Genomic DNA, 15,690 nt, shown 5'->3' with positions numbered 1-15,690 from the left:
CAAATCAAGCGGCCTTGCGATCCTCGATCTGCGCCGGAGGAGACGTCAAGGCCGGGGCGCTTTCGATGGTAATTTTTCGCGGTTTCAGTGCTTCCGGGATTTCACGGACGAGATCGATCGAGAGGAGACCGTTGCTCAGATCCGCTCCGTTCACCCTGACATGGTCGGCAAGCTCGAACCGGTGTTCGAACGGACGGCCGGCGATGCCCCGATGCAGGTAGCCCTCGGCAGACGTTTCCTGCTTTTTGCCGGTGACGGTTAGTAGGTTTGACTGAAAGGTGATGTCAAGATCGTCCTGCGTGAAGCCCGCCACCGCGATCGAGATCCGGTAGCCGTCATCGCCGGTCTTGACGATGTCATAGGGCGGCCAGTCGCTGATCGAGCGGGCCCGCTGGGCATTTTCCAGAAGATTGAAGACCCGGTCGAAGCCGACGCTCGAACGGAAGAGAGGTGCGTAGTCATAAGATGTTGCCATAGCCATATCCTCCTTGAAGCAACATGGGTACGGAAGCGCCGAAGCGACGCCTCCAGCAAGGCCAGCCCTATCATCAGCGGCTGGCGTCAATCGATTTGGTTTTTGACAATTTCGGATTCAAGAGTGTCGCCAGAAAAAATTCCTGGCCCTTTTTCCTCTGCCGACGCCCCTCAATCGAGCTCGGAAACCGAAGCATTATCCGATGCCAAGGCGTTGTTTAGCTGCTCCTGACAAAATGGTTTTTTTGAGCCGCGCCAGATCGCGCAGTCGGTGATGGCGTCGATGAGCAGGCGCTAGCATCCTTTCCTCGAGGCTGCCTTTATAATGGTGACATGCGCGGTCATTGAGATTTCCTTCTCGAAAGATCGGACTTTCTTTCAACACATGTTCGACGCCCTCCTGGATGTGGCAAGAACGTCCCGGCTTTGCATCAATGCGGTGCCGCATCGCAATTGATCTCTACCCGTCGATCGTCCATCTCAGCGGATCAATGCTGACAAATCGCATAGATCATTCCGGATCGTCGTTGCCGCGACGCTGGCCTGTCCCATCGCATGGCTGATCTGATCCAGGCCAATCACCACGTCTCCAGCGGCATATAGGCCCGGCACGTTCGTGCGTTGGTGACTGTCGACGCAAATGCATCCTTCCTCCGACACCGTAGCACCCACCCCTGAGGCGAGCTCAGATCTGACGTCCGATCCCAAGGCTGGGTAGATGGAGTCGAACTGGAGCGTGCCCCTGCCCGTGCGGATCACGATCGCGTCTTCGACATCGATTTCAAATGGCCCAACCTTCACCAGGATGCCCAGTTCCTGCAACCGCGCCTGCTCGCCTGCGTTGAGTTGATGTTCGCCGGAGGGCGATAGCATAGTAATATTGCGGCTATAACTTCTGAGAAACAATGCTTCCATGAACGCTTTCGAGCCGTGCCCGATAATCGCCACGCGCTTGTCCGTCACTTCGAAACCGTCGCAAACCGGGCAGTAGCGGATAAGCCCTCGTTTCAGTGCCTCGTCGTGCTTGCCCTTTGGCATCGACGGCATGCGGTTCACGACACCTGTGGCGATCAGAACCGCTCGAGCCGACACGTCACCATCGGCGAAGGAAACGACGAAATCTTTTTCTGCCCTGCGCAATGCCGTCACGCGTTGATCGTGGATCTCCGCGCCGTACATGGTGGCTTGAGCGCGCATCCGGGCGAGCAGCTCGGCGCCGTTGATGCCACCGGGAAAGCCGGCATGGTTATGAGAAACGGGGATGCTGGCCGCCCGGCTGGTTCCGTCGTCGAAAACCGCCACAGACAGATGATAGCGGGCCAGATAAAGCGCAGCCGTCAGTCCCGCCGGTCCACCTCCGACGATGATGCAGTCATTTTTCGCCAGGGTCATTCCATCGTCCATTATCAGTCATCGCGTTAGGCCGCGCAAGCTTTTGGAACAACGGCCGGTAGCGATAGTTCCCGATCCCCACGAACGACAGTCGGGCGACCGCAATTTTGAATACAGGGCTCATCGTTGGATATCTTGCCTCCGTCTGTTCAGTCTGCCGCGCTTCCGCAGCTCTGGAAGGTGGTTCGCAGCGGAGACACCGCCTGCTTCTGCTGTCGGCGCTTATCCTCGTAGCGAAGCTCGGAAGTTAGGGCGAGATACAAATTCGGTGGAGCCGTAATCTCTCGGTATGTTTGCGGAACTACGGCGCCTCGAGGGTGTTCATCCGGCGAGCGCCACAAAATCGGTCGCCATGACACCGAGCCAGGAGGAACGAATGAATACGTCAAAATCCCCAGCGGTCGTTGCATTGGAGAAAGAGCGAGCTGGGCAGCAGGCCCAAAATTCCGATGCATTGGAAGCCGGCCTCGAAGGGACTTTTCCAGCGTCTGATCCAGTCTCCTCCACGGTGACATCGATTCCCGCAGGGACTACAGTACCGCCCTCGGCCGATAAGGAGGCCGCAATTGAGGCTCCTTTGGTCGATATCGCGCTGGCGAACATTCGAGAGCACACGGATATCGCGGCGAGTGTGACACCGGACGAAGAGCTGGCCGCCCTCAGGGCCGAGGTAAACAGGCTGAGCGAAAGCGTCGCCGAAATCGGATCGGCGTCGGTTCGGATTTTGCGCGCAAAGAGCGAAGGTATGCTCGAAGATGCTCGTGCACGCATCTCGGCTCAGCCGGTGAGAGCAGTTGCCTTGGCGATGCTGGCCGGGTTCTTGTTCGGCGCCGTTCGGTGAGGCGCGGCCGTGGCTGCTCTCGTCGAAATCCTGCTTCCGGTTAGCCGGAACATGGGATCAGCTTATGGGAACATCCGCAAGCAGCTTGCGGAGAAGTTCGGGGGCGTGACGTTTCACGCGAACGCGCCCGCCGAAGGCCTCTGGAAAGATGGTGAAGTAACCAAGACAGACCAGATAATCGTGGTCGAAGTCATGGTCGATGAAATCGATCGTGAATGGTGGCGTCGTTGTCGGCAAGAGTTGGAAGCGGCGTTCGAGCAGGACGAGATCGTCTTCCGAGCAACGCCAATCGAGCGGCTTTAAAACAGCCGATAGGCGCGCAGCTTCTAATATAGGCGCTCGGGGTTCTCGCCGGAACTTCGACATCACCAACGTTGTCCTGCCAGCTCACTGGAGACCGCCGCCACGAAAGTTACGCAGGCGTCGAACGGCGGGGCGTGTTTGTACATTTTTTACGCTGACCAGGAGCAATTCATTAAGCGAGGGTCAAAAGAACAGATTTAATCGAACGCCGAAAACCTTGACATCACCGTCGGCCAGCCGCGGGGGCTGACGGGCAGGGCCGAGGCCGGATCAGGGGTGCGATGGGAAAGCTGAAGTCAAACAGCCGCGGCCAGTCGGGGACCGACCCCTCGCATATCACCGCCTGATCAGGCCCAAAAATCACATCCTGCCCATCTAGCTGTTCGCTCCAGCATAACTGCAAGCCGCTCGAGAACAGCCTGGCGCTCGGGTTCACTCAGTTCGCTGAAATTCGATCGTTGAAATTCAACGCCCGATCTCCGGTGGGGGTGACGCCGGTCAGGGCTTCATGGTTTGGATTTGAGGCCGGCGCCGACACGGTTCAGCGACGGCAAGTTGACAACGATGCGCAAGCCTTGATCTTGCCATTCGCGCGTTATCCGCCCGCCAAGCTGTTTCTCGAGCACGGCACTGAGCAAAACAGTACCAAAGCCCTTGCGCGGCGCCGCGTCGTTCGCTCTGCCGCCCTGCTCGCGCCACTCGATGATCAGCTCGCTATTGTCTTCTCGCCGCCAGGTAATCGTCAGGCTGCCGTCGGGACGCGAGAGCGCTCCATGAACCGCGGCGTTTGCGGCAAGCTCGTGCATCGCAAGACCAAGCGGCTGGACGGATGGCGAAGGGACCATGATGGACGGCCCGCCAATCTCTACGTTTCTAACGCCGTAGATGCCGACCTGGAGGCGTATGATGTCGCGAAGCGAGGCCTCCTGCCAGCCGTTCTCCGCAAGGAGCATGTGCATTCTAGCAAGCGCTTGAACGCGCTGCTGCACAGACGCGGCATAGGTTGCGGCATTGTCGGAGCGGGTTAGGCGTACAATGCTATCGACGATAGCAAGGACGTTCTTTGTCCGGTGGTCCACCTCCAGGAGTAACCGGTGCTCCGCCTCTTCAAGCGTCTGAACCTTTCGATATTCGGTGACGTCGATCTGGGAGGCGAAATAATAGGCAAGACGACCGTCGTCGTCACGGATCGGGCTGAGATGCAGCTGATTCCAGAAGGCACTACCATCCTTCCGGTAATTGAGTATTTCGACGGTGCCCTCACGCATCGCGCTGACGATGGCTCGAATTTCGGCGACCGCCTCCTTGGAGGTACTTTCCCCCTGCAGAAGCCGGCAGTTTCGTCCCAGCAGTTCCTCCGCAGAATAACCGGTAAGGTCGAGGAACGCGTCGTTTGCAAGGACAATCGGGTAGTCGGGCTGCCGCGCGTCATCAACCACGAGCGGCATCCGCGTTCGCTGAAACGCGAAGGTCGCGAGTTCCTTGTGATCGACCATGCCCTGCGTCGAGGCCGCGGCCGGCTTGTCCCCATGAATGTCCGACGGCTTGGCTTCAGTCACGGCTCACCTTCTAACGCTTGGATTGCCAAACGTCGAAGCCAGACAAATGTTTCGCCCAAGACCGTGTTTTGGCGCAGGAAGTGTGATGTTATCGACTCTATCTCGCGTTTTTCACCGGATTCACGATCACGAGGAACGGCCGATGGTTTCAGTTTCGGTCGCCAACCTGTCCATCGGTTGCCTCGTCCTCATAACCATCGGCGCAAAGGCGGGTAAATGGCAAAATCGCCAGACTTAGCCGAAGCCGGACGTGGTCGGTTGGTTCGGAGAGACTTGGCGATCCGGCTTAAAAAAATCCCGCCGGACTCGCCTTGAGCGTTCTCAAGTGCCGGTGCGCTTTTCCTCATACGGTTGGGACGGCATCGGCAGTCCAAGCCGAATGCGCTGCCCTTCTGCCCACGACCAAGCGTAATCCGCGTGGTCAAACTTCCGCTCGCTGACATGATCATCAGCGATGATCCGAACGACAGTCTTGTCGTCTATTTCGAATACCTCGACCGACCTCGGCATTTTCTCCTCCGTCGCGTTTCCCGTCGTCCCTTTGGCGATTCATAGCTGTATCGTTTTGGGACAACAGTCATCCATTGGGACTAACCACCTACTCCTTCCGGCGTAGCGGGCTCGCGCTTGACTCTATCACCGCAAAATGAGAACGTAAAGCGAACACAACGCCTCACGGCACTCCGAAAATCATGTATTTTGTAAAGGTGAGAGCGCTTCGGCGCGAGGGAGAAGTCATGTCAGCAGCTCAAAAGGAATCGGAGAAGGAGCAGGCACGCGCCGAGCTTGACGAAGTGCTCGCCTATCACGGCGGAGACGCTTTAAAGGCATTGGCAACGCTCTTGGGCCAACGCCGCAACCTTCGCGACGAGCCTGCCGTTGTGGAGCAGACCATGAGCGTTGGATACGTTCGCGGCTGGAGACCAAAATACGAGTGAGCGAGCGATGCGAAAGCGCCCGGTGAACAACCTAAAGGATTGGGAAATGGAGCTTTACGAAGCGGCTCGAACCAATCTGGTGTTCTATCAGGCATGCTAGATGTGATTGCGACCGGGGAACCTGTCATTGACGCCGCGCCGACTCGGGCGACATCACTGAGGATGAACGGTCTTGGCGCGGCTCGAACTCGATGTGGCGAATGACAACGAGCCACCCATGGATGAGGAACTGGCGGACTTGATCCAAAGCGACTGGTGACACCAGCGATACCGATTTCAAAAAATTCTTAGATGAAAAATTGCAGGTTTGCTTTTCAACCCGGTTGATTAGGATTTTGGGGTCATCGGGGTGCGGGGCATGTATTTTTCGTCGAATGACTCTCTTGAACCAGAGGATTTGTCGCTTCTGCGCCGCCTGCTTGAAGAGGTATGCCTCGCAAGGAACATCTCAATAAGTCATCCGGAAGCGGAAAAGATCGCGGCAGACTTGGTGAATTGGTATCTGTTCGGGATCAAGCAGCCAGACCAACTCAAGTCGATGCTGAATCCCCTCGACCACTAGGATAATTTGCAACACCCGCATTAATGTCGGTGCGGCGGCAGGATGGGCAGGCTGTTGCCAACTTGCCGCAGTACTTGCAAAAGCAGGTTGGGGGCGCAGATGCGCCTTCAGGGACTTGCCGCAGTGATGTAATTTGACGTGGTTCCTCCCTGGAGATGCGGTCTCCTAACTGTCGATCCGGTATCTTCTAAGCCGGATCGACTTTTCTGGAGGTATCGAGCACGGCGATGTTACGCCCCCTGCGGTTTACTTCGACCTGCGGTACTGACCCGGCAATCTAACGGGTCAGTTTCGAGTCCGGAGCCTATCCTCAGCATCACGCATTATCTCCGAAAGCCGCGCCCCGTCGTGATGAACGATGTCGATCAGGTCTTGGATGGGATAGGTCCGGGGTTCCCCATCGACAACGAGGAGAACGTGCTCGGAAGTGAGCGTCACAGTACGGCTTCGGTGAATGCGCTCAACGCCCTCATTCAAAACTGACACTATGTACATATTTCCTCCGAGTTGTGCTTCCAAACACAATCTTCGGGAAAAACGATAGGTGGGACTCCTTAACGAAGGAGCACCCGAAACCTACGAGGGTAAATCTACGCAATCTTATAGTTGGACGTACGGGATGTTTTAGTCCGCTATTGTTTCAGAGAGCCGTTCTGCTCCACGTATCATATACAGCCCCACAGTCGTAAATGCTCTTCAACGTTATTTCGGGAGTATATTTCTTACTTTGTTCGATTGCCGTTGCTCGATATTTCCTAACAACATTAGAAAGACATAAAATATAAGCCAGTCGTCGTCGCCTGATGGATTGGCGAATCCTTCGCAGTCTCATACAAGGAAGGCTACCTGATATCGGACCGTAAACCGGCGCTTCGACTTATCGTGCGGGGGCATATGACGAGAGACTTCAAGTTTAATCCGGAAAAGGCTTCAGCCCTGCTGCAGCTTTTGGCTCATCCTGCCCGTTTTCGCGTCCTCGAACTGATTACTGAGAAAGAATGGGACGTAAGCTCCCTTGCTGCCGCCGTAGGCCTCAAGCAGTCAGCACTGTCTCAGCACCTTAAGAAACTTCGAAATGCGAAGCTTGTCGAAACGCGGCGAGACCGCCAGACGGTGATGTATTTTTGTCGCGAAGAGGCTGTCGGAAAAATCCTAAACACCCTCCACCCCATCGCCCATCTTCAAGGCAAGCGGCGTCGCCGCAATTAGGCGCGGAACCTGCGATTTCAGGGGGTGATGGTTACGCCTTTCGACGCACTTGCCGATCGAAACTGCAGCCCTAATTCCGCTCTCCCCGGACGCTCTGACGGTTCCGGCGATCTGGCTCGTCGGCTGTCGAGTCCTTTTCATGAGGGCATATGAACGCGTTTTTACCACTCCTTCGAGCCATGGTTGAAAATCTGCCGGACCAGTCGGCGTCAGCTCGGGCAAGTGTCTACAGCCGTGCGCGAGACAGAATGGTCCGTGAACTGGAAAATCGAGAGCCCCCTCTATCTGAGGAACAAATCGAGAAACAGGTCGTGAAAATGCGCGACGCGATCGTTCTGATCGAGCAGAGCTACGTGGTTGATGGCTCTCTTATGGAAAACGAGAAAAAGCCGTCTGCAAGCTTATAGCATACCCCCTACTTAGACCCGCCTTCCCTTCCCGAACCGCATGCCGACACTTTTGCCAGCCGGGATATTTCGTTGCCATTCGCGAACGCTAACATCTGCTTCATCGGCGGCGGCGAGGAATGCAATTCGGGCGTCGTCAGCACTTCCCTCGCCTTGCAGGGCGCCCGAGCAGGCTCGCTTGGCACGGTCTAACGCCTACCGTAGTCAAGAGGCCACCCATACAAAAGCGCTTCATCGACAGCGGCAGGCTCTTCCTGCCGTCTAGCGGACCTACCTCCATTTGCTTGGGCCATAGATGTCAGTGCTGATGTTCGGGCGGAGCGAATAAAACGAGTTCAACCCGATCGGACCCTTCGACGTAGCCGTCATGACCCGGAGGAATAACGAAGAAATCGCCTGCTCCAATCCTGGTCTCGTTGCCCGTATCGACCATACGGACGATAAGTTTTCCGCTGAAGCAATATCCGGTGTGGTGCATGGGGCAAGAATCAGGCCCGCCAAGCAGCGGCTTCTCATCAGCTTCCCATGTCCAGCCCGGTTCGAATATTGCGTGCATTCCCGCAGTCCCGTCGGTCATTTTAACTACGGAGATATGACCACGGTCTTTCATATCCAAGAGTTGGTCGGGAGTGTCAAAGCGTCTGGTTTCGATAGCGCCGGGCATAGTTCAAGCCTCCGGGGGCGTGAATGGCAATCTTGACGCAAAAAGCCCGCGCTAACCCCCGTTGCGCGGGCCTTGATACTAAATCCGACTCTTCTCAGCGAATTTAGCATGTCCAGTATACATCCACTTCAAGCGGCTTCCAGTACCACAAGGGGCTTAGCGCTTATGGGCTAAAACCGGAAACGGAACCGGCTCCTTGGGAAACCGATTCCGCTTCAAGACAGGATTGCGGGGGTAACAATCGATGTCAGCCATTAATTATCGGTGATGCGTTTCGTAGTTCAAGTTGATACTTCGGCTTATATATTGCCACCTGCAAGCCGAAAGCTCTCAACCAAAATGAAGGTGTCACGAAAGCGCGTGACATGCTGGTGTATGAGGTCAATCAGCGTCGGAAGGGATGGCGACCTACGAACGCCAGCACCCGAGCAGCGCCGCCTTGAGCGCGTTTCCAGCTGCGCGGCAGTGATGACGCTCATGGTGATTCCTGGGATTGTCCCGTTTTGATACGGGTGCTGTGGATATTTACGACTGGTTAGGTACGTCCGCTAACGGACGTGGAACCATCCAGATCAGCGGAGAAAAATCCCCCCGTCGCGACCGATCCCCCTTGGCCCGGCAGGAGGCCTGGCACGGCGGATCACACGAGTGTGCCAGGCCTCTTGCATGTCATACCGCGCGGCCATCCAGCGGCATGGCCGCGCCATTGAAACCGCTGAACTCGGTCAGGTACAAAAGCAGTCTAGACCAATCGATCTCATCTGTTCGGGTGATGCACTATCTCAAAAGTTGTGCAATTGATCTCCTCGCCAAGAGACTGTTGAGGGCTCGAACGGGAAAAACGGGCGAGCCCTCTCTTTTTTTGAACCTGTGGTATCGCGTCGGGTTGAGGGTCTGCGTCACGGCGGACCGGTGCAGGCCCTTGCTTGGCCACCGTTGTTTCTAGAGGTTCGGCAAGGCGCGCATCAGCACACCGGAGCCGATCGACTGCGAGTCTCATCGTGACGCCTCTAAATTACGCGTCACTCAAAGAGGGATGACGAATGGACGTTTCGAAATCAGGGGAATTCGAATCGCATGGCTTGCGAGCGAGATATTGATCGGTTGATGGAAGCAAAGGATCGGAAGCGCAGCACCTCGACTACGCTGCTTTCAGTTTCGCTCATCATTTATTTTTGGATCTTCTAATCAACCTTGCAAAGATGCACTCGACCCTCCTGCCCACAGTGTTTCACTCTTGGTAGGCCAGGGGTGAGGGATCGAGCAATGGTATACGAATGGCACGACTGCCGCGCACGGCGAACCAATCTCATCAAAGTGCTGTCGGCTATGGCGGCGGGCGGCATCGTAGCTGCAGTACCGGTATGGTTTGTCGTTGAGGCAATCAGCCGTTGCCGCCTGGACGAAAGGCACTAGGGCGCGTCGCTTCTTTACTCGAGTACAGGTAAACTGAATTCATGCTTGAGGGACCTCGATGAGCTATATCTTCCATGAGCATTAAGATGCGTCGGACTGCAATCCAGGTATCTATCAGAAACTTCTTGTCGCGCACGAAGAGGCCATCCCCGCCGAAGTTGCCAGGCAATCAGAGCCAGCGACCGGACGTCGGCTTCGGGGTGATTTCGCTCGATATAGAGATAAAATCAGGATTCGGCAGGCGGCTGCAGCGCCTGTCCGTAATACGCCGATAGTGCCGGCACATCATGGATGAGGATGGGTGCCAACGCCCGTTGAGTCGCGATATCGCCGCGGTAACGCGCCGCAAGGAATTCGTCGTGCGTCTTTCGTACCCGCTCCGCGCTTTCGCGAAAAGCGGTGGAAACCGGAACCTCTTCCCGTTTGCCTTTGACCGTGATCCGGTCGAGTTCAAAGACCGCAAGATAGGGGGCTATGGCCTGCGTTGTCCGCGCGCCCAGGAGCAAAGGGACACCGTATGCCTTGGAGGCACCCTCGAGCCTGGCCGCGAGATTGACGGGGTCTCCAAGCGCCGAATAATCGAAACGGCTCGCCGAGCCCATGTTTCCGACCACGCATTCGCCGGTATTGATTCCAATTCCGATCTCCAGCGGATAATGGGTCCGTCCCGTGGCCCGCGCCTCCGCCTTCAGTGTGTCGTTCAGGGCCTCCATCGAGTCGAGCATATCAAGCGCGGCGGATACGGCATGGATTGCATGAGCCGGATCATCCAGCGGCGCATTCCAGAACGCCATCAGGCAGTCGCCGATATATTTGTCGATCGTGCCGCTGTGGGAAAGAACTATCTCGGAGAGCGGCGTCAACAGCCTGTTGATCAGCACGGTCAGTTGGTGCGGGTCTTCCTTGAGTTGCTCGGCGATCGTCGTAAAGCCGCGAACGTCGCAGAACAGGATGGAAAGCTCGCGCTTCTCACCGCCAAGCTTCAGCTTGGATGGATCGCGGGCGAGTTGATCGACTAGGGCAGGAGCAAGATATTGCGAGAAGGCTCGCGTGATCTGCCGGCGGTTCTTCCGCTCCTCGGCATAATCGAGCGTTGCCTGCGCTGCGGCGATGCCGGCAAAGGCAAGCGACGACGCCATAGGCGACAAGAAAATGCGGCCGAAACGCAGCATGATATAACTGCCAACAAACAGTATCGCTATTGCCGCCGCACAGACTACCATGGTGCGCCAGCCGGTGCCCCGCCAAACGAGCACCGCCGCCGCGAGAACGGCGACCAGCAGCAGGAACTGCGTTATTGACCCGCCGGCTTCGGTAATGGCTCTCTTGAGCCGTAGATTGTCGAATATGGTCGCCTGGACCTCGGCACCGGCCAAGAGTTTACCCGTATGCACCGTAGAAGAAGTCGGATAGGCGTCCGCTCCGCCTCTTTCGATCGAAGGCGCGTTTTGCAGGCTTAGACCGATAATCACTATACGGTCCTTGAAAATATCGGGTGGCAGGAAGCTTTCCGGATCGAGGGCCTGGTAATAAGACACGGTCGGATAGGTGCGAGGGCCACCGAGTACTTGAATGAGACTTCCCGGCTGGGGCAATTCTGCCTCGATACCTGCGGCAGTTGCGATCATGGCGGCAAAACCGTCGTCATAACCAGGCATTTCGCGCAGCACGCCGTCGCGGTGCAGGCTGACGGACGCGATGCCGGTGAGCGCCAGTCTGTCGGAAAACATCTGCAGCGGCATGACGCGGATGAACTGGTCGGCCTGGTCCGAAGTCACCAGCGTCTCGGCGCCCGCCAATACCACATCCGGCCCTAGAACCGCGGCGAGCGCCTCGTCCTCGGCCGATGTCGATGGTTCGGAAAAGATGATGTCGATGCCAATCACCTTGGCGCCGGATGCGCGAAGCTTCGAGATCAGCCCGGCATGGAGACTTCGCGGCCAGGGCCACTGCACATTGATCTCGGCCAGCGATGGCTCGTCGATCGCCACGATGATCGGCCCGTCCTTGGCGAGGGGCGCGGCTCCGATGGTCGTAAGATAGTCGAAGGCCCGGTAATCGATCAGCGGCCAGCCCGGCAACCGCATGACGAGCGCCGTCGCCCCAAAGAAGAATCCCGCCAGGATGACGACTTGCGTGCCGCGCGACGAGAAGAACCGCCTCGTGGAGAAGGAAAAAACGCGCCGGCCGGTCATCAGAAGCGAACTTTGAGCGTGCCGCGAAAGGATCGGCCCCAACCGGGCGTATTGCCGTTCAACTGGATATCTTCGTCCAGAAGATTATAGGCTGCGAGCTCAAGTTCAAACAGCTTGTCAAACGGCTCCCACGTGAGGCTGGCATCAAGCGTCCAGAAGTCATCAAGTTTGGTCCCGGCCTCATTGACGCGCTCACCAACATAGTTTGCGGCTATGGTTGCCTTGACATTGGCTTCGTTCACCCACGTGAGCGCAACCTGCCCTGCCAATTCGGGAATGTAAGGTAGCTGTCCGCCGGCAATCGGAAGGTCGCTTCCATCATCTGTGTCGGAATAGGCGATGGTCGATGACAGTCCAAAGCCATGGCCGAGCAGAAAGTTGGCGTTCAAGCTGGTGCGATCGATTGTGCCTTGATCGATATCGGCGGTCGCCGCCTGCAGGGGTATCGAAATGCTCGCATTGCGAACCTCCTGGTGCTGGAATTCCACCGCTGTGAAGAAATTCGATGTCCATTCCGCATCCCAACGCGAGGCATAGGTATCCACGTAACCGCCGGGGTTCACTGCAATCTGATTTTGTTGCAATCCAACCACTCCCACGGGAGAAAGCGTCGGAGTTGCCTGATCAAGGCTGTTCCGCATAAAGCCTGCCCTCAACCACTGATCTTGGAAAGGAGACCACGCACCTCCGATACGAGGATCCAGTCTGAATTCATTCAGGGCGCTATTCTCGATGTATGTGCCGAATAGAGCGTATTCCGCCTTCAGGTCAGGGCTGATCTCGTGCAGCAGGTCGATATATGCCCGGCCAACGGTGCTGCGATCCGAGGCGGAAGCGGTGACTGAGACGGGAGGCGGCGGGATAACGACTTCAAAGCCTTGGGATTGCCGGGCATCGATCCATCCGCCCTCGATGCCGTAACGCCAAGTGAAATCTCCCGAGCCTATGCTGTGATTGATGGCGGCAATGTATGCCCTCTGGCCCACCTCATTGGTGGTCAGCGTCGCCGCAAAAGGCCCGCCAAAACGGAATTCCTGGTATTCTCGGTTCTCGCTGTCGGTCTCATTGAAGAGCAGGGCGGCATTCAGAGTGTTCTGAAAGCCGAATGTATGGCTCCAACCAACGCCTGCATTGGTCGCTTTCGTGGAAACATCCACATTGTTGAACACCGTTAACCCGCCACCCACGTCACTTTCGAAATCCCGACTGAAATCGGTGCGGCCTTGACCGAAGTACAGCACAAAACGATCGTAAGGCGTCGGGCTTGCCGTCAGATAACCCGTACCGCTGATCGGCTTGTTCTCGGTATCGAGATCGGTCAGTGCATCGAAATCCCGGCTGTCAGGCACCCTCTGCCACTGCAGGTTACCGTAGAAGCTGATCGGGAACGGCAGATTGCTGTAGCCCTGGACCTCTCCTTCCCCGATATATCCGAGCTCGCCGCCGGCCATAGCGATCCCTCCGCCGATCGAGCCTTCGAAGAACGGCCGCCGGATGATGTTGGCGGAGCGCGAACGGCCGGAAATCACATGCGGCTCGAGCATCAGGCCCTGCAGGAATGACGAGAAGGCCTGTCCGTTCGGGGTATTATTGATGGCGTTGTCGCCGTAAAAGTAGTTGTTGACGAACGGGTTGGCGCTGCCACGGAGGCTCTGGTCGATATAGGCGGTGCCGGCGAACGGATCGAAGGCAGCGTCGCTGTAATATTCGCCCCAGGCATTCAGGCCCTGGAGACGGAATGCATTGTTGAGCGTCGATCCCGCCTGTTGGTTGGCGCCGAGCGAGGTAAAATCGCCGCCGCGAGCCTTCGAGCGGCGCAGATATTCCTGCGCGTTGCGGATGGCACCTTCCGAATCGTAATTGTCGATCGCCACCGCGGTGCGAAGCGCGGAAATCACCGGATCATTGTCGTCGAGCTGTTCTGCATTATCGGTCGCCTGTTCGGCTGGGATCCGGTCGCCCTTTTCATAATGCCCGGCCGCCAGCAACAATTGCGCCTGCGAATAGGCCGGATTGGCGACGCTTGCCGCAAGCAGGTCATCGACGGCCTTGTCCAGTTCCCCTGTCTGCAGATAGTAGCGTCCCCGCGCCACAAGCGTGATGTCAAAACCAGGATCGATGGCAAGCGCCGTATCGATCTCGCGCTTGGCATCCTCGATGCGACCCATGTCGAGATAAAAAATCGCGAGGTTGGAATGAGCCAAAGGATCTTGCGGATCGAGTTCGATCGCTTTCTTGAATGCCGCCTCGGCCTCGCGGCTGGCATTGCGCGCCGACTGTATGTTGCCAATCGCGTTCCACGTCGTCGGCGCTCCGGGTGCAACCTTGATGGCCGCCTCGAGGTCAGCGAGCGCGCCTTGATAATCGCCCTTGAAGCCGGCGCGGAAATGCGAGCGAGCCTCCAGCGCGGTGGGCTCGGCGGGATCGATCGAAAGCGATCGGTTAAGCGCCTCTTCAGCCTGTGCGCGATCGTTCAAAAGAACCGCGAGCCAGCCGCGATAGGCCGGAAGCTCCGGGTCTTCCGGATATAGGCGCTCCGCCTCCTGCAGCACTTCTATGGCGGCCTTCAGGTCCTGCAGGAAGCCGAGTGCATAGGCGCGCAGGAATGCGCCGTCGGATCCACCCACCAGTGGCGGCAGCGACTCGACCCGGTTGGGATCGGCCAGGCCCCGGGCATAATAGCCACCATAAAGCGCGATGCCCCGCCGTTTGGGGTCGAGCCCGCGCTGCGCCTTCTCGAACAGCTTGGCAGCTTCCGCGTAACGGGTCTCGCTTGCGGCAAGGACCGCCTCGATCAGGGTCACGCGCGCCTGCTGCGAGGCGGAAAGCCGCCGCCCCTTGATTGTCGCAAGGGTCTGCCGCGCCCGCTGGCGTCCTTCGAGCGAAAGCTGGGCTTCCGCAAGCGCAACCCAGTCTTCGGTATTGCGGCGCTCGGCGGGGATGGCCGTGATGCGATCGGCATTGCGGCGCATCTCGGCGACGGGCTGACCCGAGGGAGGCATCCGCTCAAATGCCTCGCGCGGCGGTAGGAAGAACAGCATCTGCTCGCGATCGTCGGAATCGACAATGACGATCTTGCGCGGCGCTTGGCCGATCGAGGCGACCGCCCCTTCGCCTTGACGCACCTCGACACTGCCCTGGGGATTGCTAAACTGCACAATGCCTTCGAGAACATTGAGCGAGGTCTGGTCGCCCTTGACTGTCATCGTCCAGTCGGTGCCGCGGATCGCGGTCGTTGCCGCTGGCGTTTGAACCTGCACACCGGGCCCGCCCCGTTCCGCACGAGCCCAGATGGTGCCAGATTGAAGCTCCAGCACGGTGTCGGCGCTCGTGCTGGCGGTGATCTGCTTGACGACAAGCGAGGAATTTCGGCCCAGTCGGACCTGCGTCCTGTCCGAAAAGAGGATCGCCAGCTGACCAGTAGCATTGGTCCGCAGCACGTCCCCGCTGACGAGATCTTGCTTCAGGTCAACGAACTGCCAGCTGGACACGTCGATGAAGCGGACCTCTTCGCCTGATTTGCGCGCGATCACAGCTCCCGCTGCTTGCCCCGATCGCTGCACGGGCTCCGCAGCCGCCGGCAAGCTTACCCCGCCGGCAAGTATAGGCAGCGCAACAGCTGCAAGATAAAATCGATTGATCCCGCCCACCATGCCTGACCACTGCTTACAAACCTGCAAGATGTCAAGACGATCTTTAGCAACGGGATTGCTTTCCGGCTGAAGTGTAT

The 15,690-nt window shown here is 57.6% G+C and carries 12 protein-coding genes; 5 read left to right on the top strand and 7 right to left on the bottom strand.

The annotated features are described in order from the left end of the window. Positions 1 to 4: 4 nt before the first annotated feature. Together ACSQ8R_RS23220 and ACSQ8R_RS23215 are read right to left on the bottom strand one after the other, a co-directional pair. Positions 5 to 475: an Hsp20 family protein gene (locus ACSQ8R_RS23220; protein WP_436255744.1), complete on the bottom strand. Its 471-nt coding sequence runs from the start codon at positions 473 to 475 to the stop codon at positions 5 to 7. Positions 476 to 954: 479 nt separating this feature from the next. After that, on the bottom strand, positions 955 to 1,866 hold the full coding sequence (locus ACSQ8R_RS23215) for an NAD(P)/FAD-dependent oxidoreductase (protein ID WP_436255743.1): 912 nt from the start codon (positions 1,864 to 1,866) through the stop codon (positions 955 to 957). 376 nt (positions 1,867 to 2,242) lie between these two features. On the opposite strand from ACSQ8R_RS23215, the gene ACSQ8R_RS23210 reads away from it, so the two are divergent. Beyond that, positions 2,243 to 2,707: a hypothetical protein gene (locus ACSQ8R_RS23210; RefSeq protein ID WP_436255742.1), complete on the top strand. Its 465-nt coding sequence runs from the start codon at positions 2,243 to 2,245 to the stop codon at positions 2,705 to 2,707. Positions 2,708 to 2,716: 9 nt separating this feature from the next. Then, a complete protein-coding gene (locus tag ACSQ8R_RS23205) occupies positions 2,717 to 3,010 on the top strand; it encodes a hypothetical protein (protein ID WP_436255741.1) in 294 nt (97 codons plus the stop codon). 506 nt (positions 3,011 to 3,516) lie between these two features. On the opposite strand, the gene ACSQ8R_RS23200 is transcribed toward ACSQ8R_RS23205, so the two are convergent. Next, on the bottom strand, positions 3,517 to 4,569 hold the full coding sequence (locus ACSQ8R_RS23200; RefSeq protein WP_436255740.1) for a PAS domain-containing protein: 1,053 nt from the start codon (positions 4,567 to 4,569) through the stop codon (positions 3,517 to 3,519). Positions 4,570 to 5,306: 737 nt separating this feature from the next. Here ACSQ8R_RS23200 and ACSQ8R_RS23195 point away from each other — a divergent pair. From ACSQ8R_RS23195 to ACSQ8R_RS23185, 3 genes are all read left to right on the top strand, one after another. Next, positions 5,307 to 5,507: a hypothetical protein gene (locus ACSQ8R_RS23195; protein WP_436255739.1), complete on the top strand. Its 201-nt coding sequence runs from the start codon at positions 5,307 to 5,309 to the stop codon at positions 5,505 to 5,507. A gap of 1,456 nt (positions 5,508 to 6,963) precedes the next feature. After that, complete coding sequence (locus tag ACSQ8R_RS23190) at positions 6,964 to 7,278, top strand: ArsR/SmtB family transcription factor (RefSeq protein WP_436255738.1); 315 nt, start codon at positions 6,964 to 6,966, stop codon at positions 7,276 to 7,278. A 149-nt stretch (positions 7,279 to 7,427) separates the two neighbouring features. Further along, positions 7,428 to 7,685, top strand: coding sequence for a hypothetical protein (locus ACSQ8R_RS23185; protein WP_436255737.1), 258 nt, complete (start codon positions 7,428 to 7,430; stop codon positions 7,683 to 7,685). 12 nt (positions 7,686 to 7,697) lie between these two features. On the opposite strand, the gene ACSQ8R_RS23180 is transcribed toward ACSQ8R_RS23185, so the two are convergent. The 4 genes from ACSQ8R_RS23180 to ACSQ8R_RS23165 form a co-directional block, all read right to left on the bottom strand. Further along, complete coding sequence (locus ACSQ8R_RS23180; protein ID WP_436257256.1) at positions 7,698 to 7,844, bottom strand: hypothetical protein; 147 nt, start codon at positions 7,842 to 7,844, stop codon at positions 7,698 to 7,700. Between the two features lie 139 nt (positions 7,845 to 7,983). Then, positions 7,984 to 8,349: a hypothetical protein gene (locus ACSQ8R_RS23175; protein WP_436255736.1), complete on the bottom strand. Its 366-nt coding sequence runs from the start codon at positions 8,347 to 8,349 to the stop codon at positions 7,984 to 7,986. Positions 8,350 to 9,992: 1,643 nt separating this feature from the next. Next, positions 9,993 to 11,960, bottom strand: coding sequence for a CHASE2 domain-containing protein (locus ACSQ8R_RS23170; protein WP_436255735.1), 1,968 nt, complete (start codon positions 11,958 to 11,960; stop codon positions 9,993 to 9,995). Beyond that, positions 11,960 to 15,613, bottom strand: coding sequence for a FecR domain-containing protein (locus ACSQ8R_RS23165; protein ID WP_436255734.1), 3,654 nt, complete (start codon positions 15,611 to 15,613; stop codon positions 11,960 to 11,962). Before ACSQ8R_RS23165 ends, ACSQ8R_RS23170 begins: the two co-directional genes overlap by 1 nt. Positions 15,614 to 15,690: the final 77 nt, after the last annotated feature.

This window comes from Neorhizobium sp. LjRoot104 (assembly GCF_964253725.1).
In the GTDB taxonomy this organism is placed as follows: domain Bacteria; phylum Pseudomonadota; class Alphaproteobacteria; order Rhizobiales; family Rhizobiaceae; genus Neorhizobium.
This window is presented reverse-complemented; position numbering and strand designations above follow the sequence as displayed.

Excerpts from the sequence above, each read along its gene's own strand:
- ACSQ8R_RS23215 (WP_436255743.1), bottom strand. The coding sequence starts at position 1,866 with ATGACCCTGGCGAAAAATGACTGCATCATCGTCGGAGGTGGACCGGCG.
- ACSQ8R_RS23190 (WP_436255738.1), top strand. The coding sequence starts at position 6,964 with ATGACGAGAGACTTCAAGTTTAATCCGGAAAAGGCTTCAGCCCTGCTG.
- ACSQ8R_RS23195 (WP_436255739.1), top strand. The coding sequence starts at position 5,307 with ATGTCAGCAGCTCAAAAGGAATCGGAGAAGGAGCAGGCACGCGCCGAG.
- ACSQ8R_RS23165 (WP_436255734.1), bottom strand. The coding sequence starts at position 15,613 with ATGGTGGGCGGGATCAATCGATTTTATCTTGCAGCTGTTGCGCTGCCT.
- ACSQ8R_RS23170 (WP_436255735.1), bottom strand. The coding sequence starts at position 11,960 with ATGACCGGCCGGCGCGTTTTTTCCTTCTCCACGAGGCGGTTCTTCTCG.
- ACSQ8R_RS23175 (WP_436255736.1), bottom strand. The coding sequence starts at position 8,349 with ATGCCCGGCGCTATCGAAACCAGACGCTTTGACACTCCCGACCAACTC.
- ACSQ8R_RS23220 (WP_436255744.1), bottom strand. The coding sequence starts at position 475 with ATGGCAACATCTTATGACTACGCACCTCTCTTCCGTTCGAGCGTCGGC.
- ACSQ8R_RS23185 (WP_436255737.1), top strand. The coding sequence starts at position 7,428 with ATGAACGCGTTTTTACCACTCCTTCGAGCCATGGTTGAAAATCTGCCG.
- ACSQ8R_RS23210 (WP_436255742.1), top strand. The coding sequence starts at position 2,243 with ATGAATACGTCAAAATCCCCAGCGGTCGTTGCATTGGAGAAAGAGCGA.